The organism is Nonomuraea insulae, from assembly GCF_042656245.1.
The window spans coordinates 113399-129145 of sequence record NZ_JBHSPA010000088.1; the positions used below are offsets into that span (position 1 = coordinate 113399).

Here is a 15747-nt window from a genome sequence, read left to right on the forward strand (position 1 = left end):
TCCTGCGCAAGCGGATGATCCACCCCTGACCCTCTCCCCGCTCACTTTCCGTGGCCTCATTTCGGTCCGGGCCGGTGCGAACAACCCATCCCAGACACGGGGGATCCGAAGCCCCGACGGGAGCAACCCACCACTTAGAGGACCGCCATCGACCGGAATAAGCCACCTCTTCCGGCACCGCCGTCGGTCGGGGTGGGCCGCCCCTTCCGGGACCGCCGTCGGGTGGGGTGGGCGGGTGAGCCACCTCTTCCGGGACCGCTGTCGGTCGGGGTGAGCCGCCCCTTCCGGGACCGCCGTTGGGCGGGCGTGCGGCGGAGCTGGGGGTCAGGGCGTGGGGCGGAAGGCCCGAGCGAGGGCGGGGTTGGGAAGGTCGGGGCAGAAGGCCGGAACGGGGGGCGGAGCTGGGAGGTCAGGGCGTGGGCGGTGATGGAGCGCCGGAGGGTGTGGGGGATGGGGCGTTCGAGGGCTGGGTGGTGGAGGGCGCCGAAGTGGCGGAGGGCGCCGAGGTGGTGAACCGCTTGGCCGCGATCCGGGCGAAGAGGTAGCCGAGGGAGTTGGTGGCCAGGTGCAGCATGGCCGGGGTCAGGAGGCCACGGTGGCGACGTAGCTCGCAGAAGAGCACCCCGGCCGCCGCCGTGGACACGACACTGCCCGCCACCACCCGAGCGGTGTCCAGGTGAGCAGGCGACTCCCCCGCCGTCAACCCCCCGAGGGCAGGGTTGGCCCGCGCCATGTCGATGGCCGGAAGGATGTGCCAGAGCCCGAACAACGAGGAGGACACCGCCGTGGCGGCGACCGTACCCCGGCGACGGCGCACCATGGCGTACAGAGCCCCCCGAAACCCCACCTCCTCCAGCAGGACCGTGCCCAGGGGCACCTGAAGCAGCGCCTCTTCGACGACGCGGGCGCGCGAGAGCGACAGGGCACGCTCGTCACGGAAGAGCGGCCTCGTACGGGGTGAGGCGATTCCGACCGCGTAAACGGCGGCCACCGCGCCCGCCAAGGCACCGCCCGCCACGGCCCCACGACGACCGTGCTCGAAACCGATCTCCTGCCACGACAGCCCAGACCTGCGCGCCATCACGACCAGAGCAGCCGTCGCAACGGTCGAGGTCAGCGGCCCCAACCGAGGAGCGACCTTGTTGTTCAGAATGTTGGCGGCGGCGAGGACGGCGATCGAGCGGAGCAACACCCTCGCAGCCTACGTCCGACCCCTCCCACCCGCGTTCCCCCACCCGCGCTTCGGCCACCCGCGCTTCGGCCACCCGCGCTTCGGCCACCCGCGCTTCGGCCACCCGCCCTGGCCGACGTCCACTGTTGGCCGCAGCACGACTGCCTGCGCCCGCGCCAGCTTGTCGGTGTCGGTCGTGCGTCCGTGCCCGCCGCAGCTCGTTGGTCGTGCGTCCGTGCCCGCCTCGGCTTGTCGGTTGTGTGCCCATGCTCGCGCCGTCCTGGCCGACGTCCACCGTTGGCCTCAATCCGACTGTCTGCGCTCGCGCCCGTGCCAGCTCGTCGGTCGTGCGCTCGCGCCCGTGCCAGCTCGTTGGTCGTGCGCTCGCGCTCGTCTCGGCTTGTCAGTCGTGCGTCCGTGCCTGTGGTGGCTTGTTGGTCGAGCGTCGGTGAGCCTCGGGTGGGCGTGCTTCGATCGGGGTCAGGAGGCGGCTGGGCGGCGCCAGCCTTCGGGGAAGCGGGTGCGGCGGCGTTCCTGTGGGGTGAGGCCGCCCCAGATGCCCTCCGACTCGCCGGCTCTTAAGGCGTAGGAGCGGCACTCCTGCATGACCTGGCAGGTGGCGCAGATCGCCTTGGCTCGGGCCTCCTGCAAGGGTGTGGGCGCGAGGGGGAAGAAGAGGTCAGGGTCGCTGGATCTGCACGCGCCCCGGCGCAGCCAGCTGATCTCCCGCAAAGGCATGGGATAAAGGTAGAGCGTGGTCATGATCGACCACATCATTCTCTGGGTTGACCTGTAGATACATCCCTGGGTTCTATGGGGGCCGTCGCGTACGCCCTCAGCAGGCTCCCACCCCGCTCCTGTACCCGCTCACGAACGACGCCTGCCGCTGCTCCGCCGTCCCATGGGCTGCCGGGTTGAGCCAGTCGTCCGTCGGGTCGCCCGCCGCCTCCAGGCTCACGAACAGTTCGTTCTCGTCACCTTCCTCCGTCGTCAGCGCGCCCGAGCTGACCAGGGCGGACAAGGTGCCGCCCGCGTAGCAGTCGGCCTGGAGCTCCGCTTGGACGTTCAGCTCGAAGCCGGTCTGGAGCTGGGCCTGGATGGCGTGCCCGAACTCATGCGGGATGATCACGTAGACGGAGCCGTCCCCCATCTCGTTCCACAGCGACTCCATCCAGCCCTGGTCGTAGGCGATGAAGTGGCCGAGCGGGCAGTAGAAGGCGTTGTTCGGTACGGAGGGCTCGCCTCCGCAGGCCGGGCCGGAGTTTCCCGAGTACGGGATGAAGTCGGTGACGGGGCGATAAGTCTGGCCCAGCCGTTGGAACTGCTGTTTCCAGAACTCCTCCGTGAGCGTGCGCGCCGCCCGGATGTCGTCCTCGAACGAATCGGCGCCCTGACTGTCCATGGATGGTGGCCTGGCGATGCCACAGGCGGTGGCCAGCAGGATGAGGAGAGCGGCGATCAAGATGGCGGAGGTGGGGGAACTGGAGCAATCAGAGGTCGATGTAGCGGAGATGGGGCGGGCAGAGGTTGAGGTGGCGGAGGTGGGGCGGGCAGAGGTGGGGTACGGAATGAGGGAGCGGGAGAGCGGGGGACGGCTCACCGGATCACGCGTCCCAGGTGTGTGCGGGTCATGGTCACGCGTTCCAGGTGTGTGCGGGTCGCGGTTGCGCGTCCCAGGTGTGTGCGGGTCACGGTTACACGTCCCAAGTGTGTGCGGGTTCGTTGGTGTGCATGCGCTCGATGTACTCCAAAGTCATGGCCCGCAACGCCTCATGCCGATCGCCCCCCTGTGCTCGTACCCGCTCCACCTGCCAGTTCGCCCCCGTACGCCCGGTCAGGCAGCGGCCCTCGACGATGGACAGCAGCCGGTCGGCGGCTGGAGCGCTCACGCCCCACTTGGCCAGCCCCTCTCGCGCCATGGGCAGCAGCAGCCGCAGGATCAGCTCGGCCGCGGGGACCTCGCCCATCCCGGGCCAGTAGAGGCGCGCGTCCATTCCGTGCCGGGCCGCGGCGGCGAGGTTGTCCTGGGCCGCCCGGAACGACATCCGGCTCCAGATCGGACGCTCGTCGTACGGCAGCACCCGCATCAACCCGTAGTAGAAGGCGGCGTTGGCCGCGACGTCGGCCACGGTGGGCCCAGCGGGCAGCACCCGGTTCTCCACGCGTAGATGCGGTACCCCGTTCACCACCGCGTACACCGGCCGGTTCCACCGGTAGATCGTGCCGTTGTGCAGGGTCAGTTCGTGCAGCTGGGGTATGCGGCCCTGATCGAGTTCGGCGCGCGGGTCCTCGTCCTCGCAGAGGGGCAGCAGAGCCGGGTAATAGCTGACGTTCTCCTCGAAAAGGTCGAACACGCTCGTGATCCACCGCTCCCCGAACCACACCCGTGGTCGTACGCCCTGAGCCTTCAACTCCGCCGGACGCGTGTCCGTGGCCTGCTCGAACAGCGCGATCCTGGTCTCCCTGTGCAGTTCCCTGCCGAAGAGGTACGGCGAATTGGCCGCCACCGCGACCTGCGGACCCGCGATGGCCTGGGCCGCGTTCCAGTTGGCGGCGAACGTCTCCGGGCTGACCTGGAGGTGCAGTTGCACGCTGGTGCAGGCGCCCTCGGGGGCGACGCTGTCGGCATGCGTGTCGAGGCGTTCGACACCGTCGATGGCCAGGTGCAGGTCCTCGCCGCGGGCCGCGAAGATCTGCTCGTTGAGCAGCCGGTAGCGTGGATTCGCGGAGAGCGTGCCCTCGCCGAGGTCCTGCTCGCGCAGCGTGGGCAGGATGCCGATCAGGACCAGGTGGCCGCCCTCGGAGCGGGCGCGCTCCTCGGCGTGGTTGAGCCGGGCCCTGACGTCGTCCTCCAGGTGGATGGCTCCGTCACCGGCCAGGTCCTGGGGCTCGATGTTGATCTCGACGTTGAACTGGCCCAGCTCCGTCGCCCAGTCCGGCTGCGCGATCGCGGCCAGCACCTGGGCGTTGCGCATGGCCGCCTCGCCGCGCGCGTCCACGATGTTGAGCTCGATCTCCAGTCCGGCGAGCGGGCGTTCGAACTCGAAACGGGATTCACGCAACATCTGGGCGAAGACGTCGAGACATCGACGCACCTTTTCCCGATATTTCCGGCGATCGTCCCTGCTGAACACGACGACTGGCACGTCCCTGCCCATATCAGGAAATGTCGCACGCCAAAGCCGACTAGGCCAGACCACCAACGACCCACAACCAGACTTTCTGCCCGAAGCAGAGGATCACATCGCCAACGGGACCGTGTCTTCTTGTCCGCACCGCCTCTTGGGTACGCGCCGGGCCGCCTCTTGGGTACGCGCCGGGCCGTCTCTCGGGTACGCGCCGGGCCGTCTCTCGGGTGCGTGTCGGGCCGTCTCTCGGGTGCGTGTCGCGCTGCCTCGGGTGCGTGCCGGACCGTCTCCCAGGTACGTGCCGGGCCGCCTCTTCGATGCGTGCTGGGAAAGCCGCTTCGGTACGTCCCGGACTCTCCGTCGGTACGTGCCGCACCCCTCCCCGGTACGCAGGGCGAGCCTCCCCGAGAGGTACGCCCCCGAGAGGTACGCACCGCGCCCCCACCCCGGTACGCCGGACGACCCCGAGCGCCTGGTACGCGGCCAACGCAGGAACCTGGCACGCGCACTGAGCACGAAGCGGACGCTCGCCCCCCGTACAGGCACAGGCGGTCGCGAAGGAGGAGGAGTTATCCACAGCCCCGGCCACCTCAGCCACGCACCCACCCGCACATGGTTAGGGTGCAGGGATGCGCGTTTTGATCACCGGCGGGGCCGGTTATATCGGAAGCACGATCGCCTCGGCCTGCCTGGACGCCGGGATAACCCCCGTGATTCTGGACAGCCTGGTGACAGGCCGGCGGGAGTTCGCCGAGGGGCGGGTGTTCTATGAGGGAGATATCAGTGACGGCCCGCTGATTGACAAGATATTCGCCGAGAATCCGGATATCGAGGCCGTCATTCACTGCGCGGCGCTCATCGTGGTCCCCGACTCCGTGGCCGACCCCATCGGCTACTACCGTGCGAACGTCGCCAAGAGCCTGGAGTTCGTGGATCACCTGATCCGCAACGGCCGCACCCGGATGATCTTCAGCTCCTCCGCGTCGATCTACCGCGCGGGCGACGACCACACGGTGACCGAGGAGTCCCCGCTCGACCCCCAGAGCCCCTACGCGCGGACGAAGGCGGTCTGCGAGGGCATGTTCGCCGACATCGCCGCGGGCCGGCCGATCGAGATCCTCTCCTTGCGCTACTTCAACCCGATCGGCGCCGACCCCAAGATGCGCACGGGCCTGCAGCTGCGCCGCCCCAGCCACGCCCTGGGCAAGATGATCGAGGCGTACGAGGAGCGCGTCCCGTTCCAGATCACCGGCACCGGCTACCCGACCAGCGACGGCACGGGCATCCGCGACTACGTGCACGTCTGGGACCTGGCCACCGCCCACGTCGCGGCCCTGGAACGATTCGACGAGCTCGACACGGACGTGATCAACCTGGGCACCGGCGCGGGCACGACCGTCCGCGAGCTGGTCGACGCGTTCAACCGGGTCGTGGACCGGCCGATCGAGGTCGTCGAGGCCCCCGCCCGCCCCGGCGACGTGGCAGGCGCCTACACCCGCAGCGACCTGGCCCAGCGCCTGCTCGACTGGCGGGCCCGCTACTCGATCGACGAGGGCATCAGGCACTCCCTGGAGTGGGCGAGCCTGCGCGACTCCCGCCTGACCTGACCAGGCGAGGGGGCTCTGGCGGCTATCGCCCGGCCTGAACGGGTCTGAACGGGTCTGGGCGGGTCTGGGCGGGTCTGGGCGGGTGAGGGCCCCCGCAGTAGGGGCCGCAGACCACCCGAGGCTGACGCCATGAAGATCCTCGGCGTCGACAACCTCCTGGTCGGAGTGGAGGATCTCGCGCGGGCGAAGGAGTTCTACGGGGTGGGGCTGGCGGAGAGGTTCGCGACGGAGGGTGCTGTACGCGATCGGGGAGGAGACCCCGGGCCTGCTCGTCCGGGTCCACGACACCCGGCCTGGCTCGATGCGCGTCTGGCTGGAGGTGCCCGATGCCCGCGCGGTGGCCGCCGAATCGGGGATCGAGCCGTTCGAGGTGTTCACGGGCTGGACGGTCGAGGTGCCCGATCCATGGGGCAACGTCATCGGCCTGACCGACTACGGCAAGCAACCGAGCCTTTCCCGCCGGTATTGAGAAAGCCCCCTCCCGCCGTACGCGAAAGGGGGCCCAAAACGCTACTTGGCGAAAGAGTCGATGGAGCTCTCCGAGAGCTTCTCCGGCACTCCGCTGTCCTCATCGAGGTCGCTCACGTCGATCCACTGGCTCTTGGCCGGCGCCTTGATCGTGACCGTGGAGCCCCACCCGGTGTAGTGGGTCTCGGTGGTCGAGCTGGTCTTGCCGAGCATGCCGAAGTCCAGAGCCCAGGTCGTCTTCAGCTCCCTGATCAGGCCCTTGGAGTTGACCGACAGCGCGTAATCGATCTTGATCTTGCCGAACTTGCCGCCGAGCTTCGTCCCGTACGCCTTGGCCAGCTCGTTGTAGGTCAGCGACCCCTTGTACGTGCCGCCCTTGAAGCTCTTGGCCTTCGAGATGACGGCCTTGAGCACCTTCGGCTCGAACACGTCGATGACCTGGTTGAACGAGCTGCCCGTCGTCGGACTCTCGTAGCGCACCCACTTCTTGCCCTCGGGCAGGTCCTCGCTGAAGGCGCCGCCCTGGACGTAGCTGTGGCCGCCGATCGTGATGCTCCGCGGCGGGGTGAGCGACTTGGTGCCAGGAAGGGAGTTCCTGATGTCGGAGGCCACGACCCCCGACTTGCCGAACGCGAAGCGCCCGGTGGTCTTGAAACTCGCCAGCGTCTTGCCGTCGGCGACCGTGCGGGAGGTCTCGGAGATCCGTACCCCGTGCCCCGAGACGAACTGCTTCTTCAGCGCCTTCACCGGATCCACCGGCGCGGCCTGGGCGGGCGCCCCGATCGCGAGCGCAGCGGCCGTGGTTAACGCCAGGCCCGCGAGAATTCGCTTCATGGTTTTCCTTTGATCAAAGAAGAGGGAGCAGCAGCCTGCCAATTGGAGATCACAAGCGGATATCGACAACCGGACTGTATGACCCAAAATCGGTGCAAATTTCGTGCAGAGGCCGTCCTGGAGAAGTGAGATCACCGTCACATAGTGGGAGAACAGCGACCCGATGACCTGGTCAGGTCAAGCTTCGGGCTAGGCTTCACTGGCGGAAACGCCCGGCACGCACCCCTGAGCGCAGGAGCTCGCCGTTGAGACAGCGAGGAACGAAGTCGACAAGCGGCGAAGCGGACGCGACCATCAGCGCAGTTGCCCGGGCCTTCGAACAACAGTCGCAATGGAAGAGGACGGACCCTCGTGGACCTGTTCGAACATCAAGCGAAGGAGCTCTTCGCTGACTACGGCATCCCGGTGCCACGCGGCATCGTCGCCCACACCGTGGAGGAGGTACGGTCGGCCGCCACAGAGCTGACCGGCCGCGTTGTCGTCAAGGCCCAGGTCAAGACCGGCGGCCGAGGCAAGGCCGGTGGCGTGAAGGTGGCCGATGACGCCGCCGACGCCGTCACCAAGGCCGAGGCCATCCTGGGCATGGACATCAAGGGCCACACGGTCCACAAGGTGCTCGTGGAGGAGGCCAGCGCGATCGCGGAGGAATATTACTTCTCCTTCCTGCTCGACCGCGCGAACCGTACCTTCCTCGCCATCTGCTCCGCCGCCGGCGGCATGGACATCGAAGAGGTCGCCCACACCTCGCCGGAGAAGGTCGCCAAGGTGCCCGTCTCCCCGCTGACCGGCATCGACCGCGCCAAGGGCCGCGAGATCGCGGTGGCCGGTGGCCTGCCGGAGAAGGCGCTCGACGGCGCGGCCGAGCTCATCGAGAAGCTCTGGTGCTGCTTCGTCGACGAGGACGCCACGCTCGTCGAGGTCAACCCCATGATCCTGTCCGCCGACGGCCAGGTGAAGGCCCTCGACGGCAAGGTCACCCTCGACGAGAACGCCGCCTTCCGCCAGGCCGACCATGAGGCCCTGGCCGACAAGGCCGCCGAGGACCCGCTCGAGGCCAAGGCCAAGGAGAAGGACCTCAACTACGTCAAGCTCGACGGCGACGTCGGCATCATCGGCAACGGCGCGGGCCTGGTCATGTCGACCCTCGACGTCGTGGCCTACGCCGGCGAGGCCTTCCCCGGCAAGCCGTCGCCCGCCAACTTCCTCGACATCGGCGGCGGCGCCTCTGCCGAGGTCATGGCCGCGGGCCTGGAGATCATCCTCTCCGACCCCAGCGTCAAGTCGATCTTCGTGAACGTCTTCGGCGGCATCACCGCCTGCGACGCCGTCGCCAACGGCATCGTCTCGGCGTTCAAGCTGCTGGAGAGCCGTGGCGAGGCCGTGACCCACCCGCTGGTGGTCCGCCTCGACGGCAACAACGCCCTGCTCGGGCGGCAGATCCTGGCCGACGCCGCACTCCCGCGGGTCGAGCTGGTAGACACGATGGACGAAGCGGCCAAGCGGGCCGCCGAGCTCGCTGCGGCAGGTGTGTGACCCATGGCCATCTGGTTGACTGAGAACAGCAAGATCATCGTTCAGGGCATGACCGGCGGTGAGGGCACCAAGCACACCCGCCGCATGCTCGCCTCCGGCGCCCGCGTCGTGGGCGGCGTGAACGCCCGCAAGGCCGGCACCACGCACGAGGGCCTGCCCGTGTTCGGGACGGTCAAGGAGGCGATGGCGCAGACCGGGGCCGACGTGTCGGTCGTGTTCGTGCCGCCGGCGTTCACCAAGGACGCGGTCATCGAGGCCATCGACGCCGAGATCCCGCTCGTCGTGGTGATCACCGAGGGCGTGCCGGTGCACGACTCCACCACCTTCTGGGCGTACGCGGTGGCCAAGGGCAACAAGACCCGCATCATCGGGCCCAACTGCCCCGGCATCGCCTCGCCCGGCGCCTCCAACGCCGGCATCATCCCCGCCGACATCACCACCGCCGGCCGCATCGGGCTGGTCTCGAAGTCCGGCACGCTGACCTATCAGCTCATGTACGAGCTGCGCGACTTCGGCTTCTCGACCGCCGTGGGCATCGGCGGTGACCCGGTCATCGGCACCACGCACATCGACGCCCTCCAGGCGTTCCAGGAGGACCCGGGCACCGACGCGATCGTGATGATCGGTGAGATCGGCGGAGACGCCGAGGAGCGGGCCGCTGCCTACATCGAGCAGCACGTCAGCAAGCCGGTCGTGGCGTACGTCGCGGGCTTCACCGCCCCCGAGGGCAAGACGATGGGCCACGCGGGCGCCATCGTGTCCGGCTCGGCCGGCACCGCCCAGGCCAAGAAGGAGGCTCTGGAGAAGGTCGGCGTCCGCGTCGGCAAGACCCCTTCTGAGACGGCCCGCCTCATGCGCGAAATCATGCAGGCCCGCTAGCCGCCTGCCCGAAAGCCCCGTGCGGTACGCCCGCGCGGGGCTTTCGCATGCCTGGACGTGGTGGTCCACATGTCACCACGGAACCCGGCCGGCAGGGCGTCGTAACGGCGGCGCGCCACTGATCGGGTCAGACAGCGTCTCCCTGGACAGGCGCCGGCCGACGGCGGCGGGTGGGGCAAGGCCGCGAAGCCGTAACGGATGGAGGGGGAGAGGCCAGCGGCGGGTGAGGTAGGTCTGCGAAAGCCGCAACAGACGACGGCGGCAGGTGAAGCCGTGGCGGACGTCGGTGGGTAAGGCGGGAAATTGTGGCCGGTTACGGTGAGTGGGCGGGGAGCTGTGGGGGGTGACGGTGAGTGGGCGGGGGCGTCGAAGTGTAAAGAATGTAAAGGGTTGGGGCGCGATGGGATGCACAAAGTGGGCGCCGGGCGGCGCGTCAACCAAGCGCGGGTCGGGAAAGATTGAGAAAATCACACGGTGACGGCGATTCTCGACCAGTTGCGTACTGCCCCCCGGTCGGTGCTCGGCAAGCTCCCCGGGGCGTCGACTGACGACGACGAGACGAGGCGGCCTCTGCCGGTGTCGGGAATGCTGGCCGCCGCCGCCACGCTCGGCGTCGGTCTGGCCGCTCTCACGACGCTCACTCTGGTCGGGTGGATCGCCGCGCCACGCGGCGCGCTGGGAGCGGGGCTGCCCGGGGTGTTCCGTACGGCGGCGCAGTTGTGGCTGGCCGCCCACCACGCCGGGTTCGCGATTCCCGGCGGGCGCGTCGGGCTGCTGCCGCTCGGCCTGATGATCCTGCCCGCCATGCTGCTCTACCGCGCGGGGCGGTGGATGGCCCGCGACGCCGACCTGCGGCTGCGGCTGCCCGCCCGGCTGCCCAAGAACAGCCCGAAGGAGCAGGCGGGGGCCCGCCGGCGGGCGCAGCTCGTTCTGGTGGCGCAGGCCGGGGTGTCGCTGGCGGCCCCCTACGCGCTGCTGGCGGGCCTGATCGCGCTCGTGACGCGCAACGAGGTCACGCAGCCGTTCATCGGCGAGGCGCTGCTCAGCCACTTCGTGCTGGCGTTCCTGGCGGGCTCGCTGGCCACGGCGCGCATGATCGGGCCGTGGCGGGTGATGTTGCGGCTGCTGCCCGAGCGCGTGCGCGCCCTGACGGTCGGCGCCGCGATGGCCACGGCGGTGCTGCTCGTGGCCGGGCTCGCGCTGGTGCTGGTCGCCATCGTGCTGAACTTCGGGCAGGTCAAGGAGCTGTCCGACGTGCTCTCGCCCGGCTTCGTGGGCGGGGTGCTGCTGGCGCTGCTCCAGCTTCTCTATCTGCTGAACGCGGTCGTCTGGGCCTTCTCCTACATCGCCGGCCCCGGTTTCGCCATCGGCGCCGACACCCTGGTCGCGCCCACGGGCGTGCAGTTGGGCAGTGTGCCCAGCCTGCCGCTGCTGGGGGCGTTGCCGGAGAGCGGTCCTGTTCCGGCGTGGATGATGGCGGTGATCGCGCTGCCGTTCGCGGCGGGGGCCGTGGCGGGCGTGATGGTGGCCAGGATCTCGCCGTCGCCGTCCTACGAGGCGGCGCCGCTGTGGGGGTTCCTCAGCGGGGTCTCGACCGGGCTCGTCGCCGGGCTGCTGGCGGCGTTGTCCGGTGGGCCCATCGGCGGCGGGCGGCTGGCCACGGTGGGGCCCTCGCCCTGGGAGGTGGCGCTGTCGGTGGCGCTGGAGGTGGGCGTGGCCGCGGGCATCTCGGCGGGCGTGACCAACCTGCTGCTGCTCAACAAGCGCGCCCGGGTGCCGCTGGACAAGGCGGCGGCTCCCGTGCGCAAGGCGGGCGCCGCGATCGCCAAGGCGGCGAGCAAGGTCGGCCTGGCCGAGTCGGACCCGCGCCCGCTGCCCGGCCACTGGATGGACGCCACGGAGGCCGACACCCAGGAGATTCCGGTCATCAGGGACGACTGGCAGGACGAGCACGCGTCGGCGGAGGCGGAGACCCTGGCTCAGGCCCGCCCGCGCACGTCGGAATCGAGCCCGGAGGCCGCCGCCAGGCCGCCCCGCACGGACATCGTGGACGAGTCGGACGACCGCGGCGGCCACGTCATCTACGTCGACCCGTATGCCTGGGACCGCGACTAGAGGAACTAGGGCTGCATGGCGCCGAGCATCTCCAGCACGTCGGCCGGGAGCTTGCGTTCTGCCGCGTCCCTGAACTGGGTGAAGCACTCACCCTGCGACGACACCGTGCCGGCGCCCTTCATGCACTCCTGGTAGGCGGAGTATTCGTCCATGAGGTAGAGCTGCATCCCCGTGGCCAGGGCGGAGAGGGCGAGCGCGAGCGAGGAGACCGTGATGCCGCCCACCGCCACGCCCGTGGGCCTGCTCTCGGCCCTCAGCAGGGGCAGCGCCCGGATCCCTGCCATCAGCGCGAACAGCGCCATGACCAGGCCGGCCAGCGGCAACATGAACGTCATGGCCAGCGCTGCGATGGACAACCAGATCGCTCGGCGGCCCGCGGACTCCGCGGGCTGCTGGCCTGCCGGTGCCTTCACCGGTGTCGACACCTGACCTCCTCTGCGTCGCCGGGCGATGAACAGATACCCTGTGACCCCCACCCTGTTTCCTCTTTTGGAGTGCGTGTGTCTAAGGCTGGGCGGCTCGTCGTCCTCGTCTCCGGCTCTGGAACCAACCTACAGGCCCTGCTGGACGCTTCCGCCGATCCGTCGTACGGCGCTCGCGTGGTCGCGGTCGGCGCCGACAGGGCTGGCATCGAAGGACTCTCCCGGGCGACGAGGGCAGACATCCCGACTTTTGTTGAAAAATTGGGCGATTATGCGACGCGAGCTGATTGGGATACCGCCATCGCGGCCCGGATCGCAGCGTACGAGCCCGATCTTGTCGTCTCCGCGGGCTTCATGAAAATTTTGGGTACGCCGACGCTCGACGCCTTCCCCCTGCTGAACACCCATCCGGCGCTGCTGCCGTCCTTCCCCGGCGCCCACGGCGTGCGCGACGCGCTGGCCCACGGGGTCAAGGTGACCGGCTGCACGGTGATACTGGCCGACCAGGGCGTCGACTCGGGGCCGATCGTGGCCCAGCAGGCGGTGCCCGTGCTCGCGGGCGACGACGAAAAGGTTCTGCACGAGCGCATCAAGACGGTCGAACGCCGCCTGCTCGTCGAGACCGTCGGCCGGATGGTTCGCGAAGGCTGGACGGTCAGCGGACGTAGCGTCCGCATCGGCAACGACACAAGAGGGGAATCCACGTGACTCGCATCGCCATCCGGCGCGCGTTGATCGCTGTTTACGACAAGTCCGGGCTTGAGGAGCTGGCCAGAGCCCTCGACGATGCCGGGGTGGAGATCGTCTCGACCGGCGGCACGGCCGCCGCGATCTCGTCCTACGGGATCGCGGTGACGAAGGTGGAGCAGCTCACCGGGTTCCCGGAGTGCCTCGACGGGCGGGTCAAGACGTTGCACCCGCGCGTGCACGCCGGGCTGCTGGCCGACGTCACCAAGCCCCACCACGTGGCCCAGCTCGAGGAGCTGGAGATCGACCCGTTCCAGCTCGTCGTGGTGAACCTGTATCCGTTCCAGGAGACGGTGGCCTCCGGGGCCTCCGACGAGGAGTGCGTCGAGCAGGTCGACATCGGCGGCCCGGCCATGATCAGGGGCGCCGCCAAGAACCACAACACCTGCGCGGTCGTGGTCGACCCCGCCTTCTACGGCGACGTGCTCAGCGCGCTGTCCGAGGACGGTTTCACGCTGACCGAGCGCAGGCGGCTGGCGGGCATCGCGTACGCGCACACGGCCTCCTACGACGTGGCCGTGGCGAACTGGTTCGCGGGCACGTACGTGAGCGGGGATGAGTTCCCCGAGTTCACCGGGTCGGCCTACCAGCGCAAGGCCACCCTGCGCTACGGCGAGAACCCCCACCAGCGCGCCGCCCTCTACACCGGCGGCGGCACGGCCGGGCCCGGCGGGCTGGCCAACGCCGAGCAGTTGCACGGCAAGGAGATGTCGTACAACAACTACCTCGACGCCGACGCCGCCTGGCGGGCGGCCTGGGACTTCGCCGAGCCGTGCGTGGCCATCATCAAGCACCAGAACCCGTGCGGCATCGCCGTCGGCGCCGACGTGGCCGACGCGCACCGCAAGGCCCACGCGTGCGACCCGGTGTCGGCCTACGGCGGCGTGATCGCCGTCAACCGCACGGTCACGGCCGAGCTGGCCAGGCAGATCTTCGACGTGTTCACCGAGGTGGTCATCGCCCCCGCCTACGACGCCGAGGCGCTGGAGGTGCTGCGCGGCAAGAAGAGCCTGCGCCTGCTGTCCTGCGCCGAAGGCCCCTCCTCGCCCACGGAGTTCCGCAAGATCGACGGCGGCCTCCTCGTCCAGACCGTGGACCGCGTGGACGCGCCCGGCGACGCCGCCGCGCAGTGGGAGCTCAAGACCGGCGAGCCCGCCTCGGCGGAGCTGCTGGCGGACCTGGAGTTCGCCTGGCGCGCCTGCCGCTCGGTGAAGTCCAACGCCATCCTCCTGGCCAGTGGCGGGGCGACGGTGGGCGTGGGCATGGGCCAGGTCAACCGGGTCGACTCCTGCCGCCTCGCCGTCACCAGGGCGGGGGAGCGGGTCGCGGGGTCGGTGGCGGCCTCGGACGCCTTCTTCCCGTTCCCCGACGGGCTGGAGGTGCTGGCGGAGGCCGGCGTGCGGGCGATCGTGGAGCCTGGGGGCTCGATCAGGGACGACCTGGTCATCGAGGCCGCCGAGAAGGCCGGAATCACCCTCTACTTCACCGGCACCCGCCACTTCTTCCACTGACGGAACATAAAGGGCGACATGATCACTAATGTCGCCCTTTATCCCATTTCGCAGCGACCACCCATCAACTCCCGCTAGCCTGAACTCCTCCCCGACTCTCCCGTCCCCCGGAGTTCCCCCATGGCGCTTGACGCGGTCCTGCACGCATTCGTCACCATGAACGGCCTGGCCACCAGTCCTTTCGTCCTCCTGGTCCTCGCCTTCATCGGCGCCTATCTCGGCAGCCGCGTCGTAGAGGTCATCCCCTTCACCCGCCGCATCATCGAACGCCGCGAGGCCCAGGCCGCCGAGCAGGCCGCAGAACGGGAATGATCTCGACCGATGACAACGATGTCATCACTGGGCTGTGGATAACTTGGGGCCTGCTGCCTGGAGCGTGTGGATAACTTCCGTCCAGCGGTGATGAAGGCCGCGCCCCGGAGTGGTCCGGTGTGGAGGAGCGAGCCGGGCATGGAAGGATTGACGCCATGAGCGCAGTGAAACTCGATGGCAAGGCGACCGCCGCCAAGATCAAGGCAGACCTCACCAAGCGGGTGGCCGTGCTCAAGGAACGAGGCATCACCCCCGGCCTGGGCACCGTGCTCGTGGGCGAGGATCCCGGCAGCCAGATCTACGTGGCCGGCAAGCACCGCGACTGCGCCGAGGTCGGCATCGCCTCCATCCGCGTCGATCTGCCCGCGACCGCCACCCAGCCCGACGTCGAGGCGGCCATCGACGAGCTCAACGCCTCCCCTGCCTGCACCGGCTACATCGTCCAGCTCCCGCTGCCCAAGCACCTCGACACGATGGCCCTGCTCGAACGCATCGACCCGGCCAAGGACGCCGACGGGCTGCACCCGGTCAACCTCGGCCGGCTCGTGCACATGGTCGACGCGCCGCTGCCCTGCACCCCGCACGGCATTGTGCTGCTCCTGCGGGAATACGGCGTGCCGATCAAGGGCGCCGAGGTGGTCGTGGTGGGGCGCGGCATCACGGTGGGCCGTTCGCTGGGCCTGCTGCTGACCCGCCGCAGCGAGAACGCCACCGTGACCCTCTGCCACACCGGCACCCAGGATCTGGCCTCTCACGTGCGCCAGGCCGACATCGTCGTTGCGGCGGCCGGGGTGCCCGAGCTCATCAAGCGTGACATGGTCAAGCCGGGCGCGGCCGTGCTCGACGTGGGTGTCTCCCGGGTCAACGGCAAGATCGCGGGAGATGTGGCCCTGGACGTGGAGGAGGTCGCCGGACACCTCACGCCCAACCCGGGCGGCGTCGGCCCCATGACCCGCGCCCTGCTCCTGTCGAACGTCGTGGAGGCCGCCGAGCGCCGTCTCGGATAACGACTTCGCGAGA

Annotated in this window: 15 protein-coding genes; 9 read left to right on the forward strand and 6 right to left on the reverse strand. The window is 69.3% G+C overall.

Features of this window, described 5'->3' with window-relative positions; translation table 11 throughout:
* Positions 1 to 409: 409 nt before the first annotated feature.
* From ACFPZ3_RS55255 to ACFPZ3_RS55270, 4 genes are all read right to left on the reverse strand, one after another.
* Complete coding sequence (locus ACFPZ3_RS55255; protein ID WP_379522491.1) at positions 410 to 1192, reverse strand: CPBP family intramembrane glutamic endopeptidase; 783 nt, start codon at positions 1190 to 1192, stop codon at positions 410 to 412.
* A 459-nt stretch (positions 1193 to 1651) separates the two neighbouring features.
* Positions 1652 to 1933, reverse strand: a complete 282-nt coding sequence (locus ACFPZ3_RS55260) for a WhiB family transcriptional regulator (RefSeq protein ID WP_379522492.1) — start codon at positions 1931 to 1933, stop codon at positions 1652 to 1654.
* Positions 1934 to 2006: 73 nt separating this feature from the next.
* Positions 2007 to 2633 (reverse strand): neutral zinc metallopeptidase, encoded by a 627-nt coding sequence (locus tag ACFPZ3_RS55265; RefSeq protein ID WP_379522493.1) that lies wholly within the window; start codon positions 2631 to 2633, stop codon positions 2007 to 2009.
* A gap of 232 nt (positions 2634 to 2865) precedes the next feature.
* On the reverse strand, positions 2866 to 4317 hold the full coding sequence (locus ACFPZ3_RS55270; RefSeq protein ID WP_379522494.1) for a glutamate-cysteine ligase family protein: 1452 nt from the start codon (positions 4315 to 4317) through the stop codon (positions 2866 to 2868).
* 611 nt (positions 4318 to 4928) lie between these two features.
* Between ACFPZ3_RS55270 and galE the strand changes: the two genes are divergently transcribed.
* Positions 4929 to 5906 carry a UDP-glucose 4-epimerase GalE gene (gene galE, locus ACFPZ3_RS55275; RefSeq protein WP_379522495.1) on the forward strand — a complete coding sequence of 326 codons (978 nt, stop codon included), beginning with the start codon at positions 4929 to 4931 and terminating at the stop codon, positions 5904 to 5906.
* Positions 5907 to 6138: 232 nt separating this feature from the next.
* Entirely contained in the window at positions 6139 to 6375 is a 237-nt protein-coding gene (locus ACFPZ3_RS55280; protein WP_379522496.1) for a VOC family protein, read from the forward strand.
* 41 nt (positions 6376 to 6416) lie between these two features.
* On the opposite strand, the gene ACFPZ3_RS55285 is transcribed toward ACFPZ3_RS55280, so the two are convergent.
* Positions 6417 to 7208, reverse strand: a complete 792-nt coding sequence (locus ACFPZ3_RS55285; RefSeq protein WP_379522497.1) for a hypothetical protein — start codon at positions 7206 to 7208, stop codon at positions 6417 to 6419.
* 351 nt (positions 7209 to 7559) lie between these two features.
* Between ACFPZ3_RS55285 and sucC the strand changes: the two genes are divergently transcribed.
* The 3 genes from sucC to ACFPZ3_RS55300 all read left to right on the forward strand — a co-directional run bounded on the left by sucC (position 7560) and on the right by ACFPZ3_RS55300 (position 11735).
* Positions 7560 to 8741 carry an ADP-forming succinate--CoA ligase subunit beta gene (sucC, locus tag ACFPZ3_RS55290; RefSeq protein WP_379522498.1) on the forward strand — a complete coding sequence of 394 codons (1182 nt, stop codon included), beginning with the start codon at positions 7560 to 7562 and terminating at the stop codon, positions 8739 to 8741.
* Positions 8742 to 8744: 3 nt separating this feature from the next.
* Entirely contained in the window at positions 8745 to 9620 is an 876-nt protein-coding gene (gene sucD, locus ACFPZ3_RS55295; RefSeq protein ID WP_379522499.1) for a succinate--CoA ligase subunit alpha, read from the forward strand.
* A gap of 474 nt (positions 9621 to 10094) precedes the next feature.
* Positions 10095 to 11735 (forward strand): cell division protein PerM, encoded by a 1641-nt coding sequence (locus tag ACFPZ3_RS55300; RefSeq protein ID WP_379522500.1) that lies wholly within the window; start codon positions 10095 to 10097, stop codon positions 11733 to 11735.
* 5 nt (positions 11736 to 11740) lie between these two features.
* Here ACFPZ3_RS55300 and ACFPZ3_RS55305 read toward each other — a convergent pair whose 3' ends face one another.
* Positions 11741 to 12160 (reverse strand): hypothetical protein, encoded by a 420-nt coding sequence (locus ACFPZ3_RS55305; RefSeq protein ID WP_379522501.1) that lies wholly within the window; start codon positions 12158 to 12160, stop codon positions 11741 to 11743.
* 75 nt (positions 12161 to 12235) lie between these two features.
* Between ACFPZ3_RS55305 and purN the strand changes: the two genes are divergently transcribed.
* The 4 genes from purN (at position 12236) to ACFPZ3_RS55325 (ending at position 15734) form a co-directional block, all read left to right on the forward strand.
* Positions 12236 to 12865, forward strand: a complete 630-nt coding sequence (purN, locus tag ACFPZ3_RS55310; protein ID WP_379522502.1) for a phosphoribosylglycinamide formyltransferase — start codon at positions 12236 to 12238, stop codon at positions 12863 to 12865.
* Positions 12862 to 14415, forward strand: a complete 1554-nt coding sequence (gene purH, locus ACFPZ3_RS55315; protein WP_379522503.1) for a bifunctional phosphoribosylaminoimidazolecarboxamide formyltransferase/IMP cyclohydrolase — start codon at positions 12862 to 12864, stop codon at positions 14413 to 14415. The genes purN and purH overlap by 4 nt, the downstream gene beginning before the upstream one ends.
* A 120-nt stretch (positions 14416 to 14535) precedes the next feature.
* Entirely contained in the window at positions 14536 to 14727 is a 192-nt protein-coding gene (locus ACFPZ3_RS55320) for a hypothetical protein (RefSeq protein ID WP_379522504.1), read from the forward strand.
* Positions 14728 to 14882: 155 nt separating this feature from the next.
* The gene (locus ACFPZ3_RS55325; protein WP_379522505.1) at positions 14883 to 15734 is read left to right on the forward strand and encodes a bifunctional methylenetetrahydrofolate dehydrogenase/methenyltetrahydrofolate cyclohydrolase; all 852 of its coding nucleotides are present in this window, start codon (positions 14883 to 14885) and stop codon (positions 15732 to 15734) included.
* Positions 15735 to 15747 lie beyond the last annotated feature (13 nt).

Bases quoted from the DNA above. Each gene is read 5' to 3' on its own strand.
- ACFPZ3_RS55285 (WP_379522497.1), bottom strand. From the start codon at position 7,208: ATGAAGCGAATTCTCGCGGGCCTGGCGTTAACCACGGCCGCTGCGCTC.
- ACFPZ3_RS55260 (WP_379522492.1), bottom strand. From the start codon at position 1,933: ATGACCACGCTCTACCTTTATCCCATGCCTTTGCGGGAGATCAGCTGG.
- ACFPZ3_RS55320 (WP_379522504.1), top strand. From the start codon at position 14,536: ATGGCGCTTGACGCGGTCCTGCACGCATTCGTCACCATGAACGGCCTG.
- ACFPZ3_RS55325 (WP_379522505.1), top strand. From the start codon at position 14,883: ATGAGCGCAGTGAAACTCGATGGCAAGGCGACCGCCGCCAAGATCAAG.
- sucD (WP_379522499.1), top strand. From the start codon at position 8,745: ATGGCCATCTGGTTGACTGAGAACAGCAAGATCATCGTTCAGGGCATG.
- galE (WP_379522495.1), top strand. From the start codon at position 4,929: ATGCGCGTTTTGATCACCGGCGGGGCCGGTTATATCGGAAGCACGATC.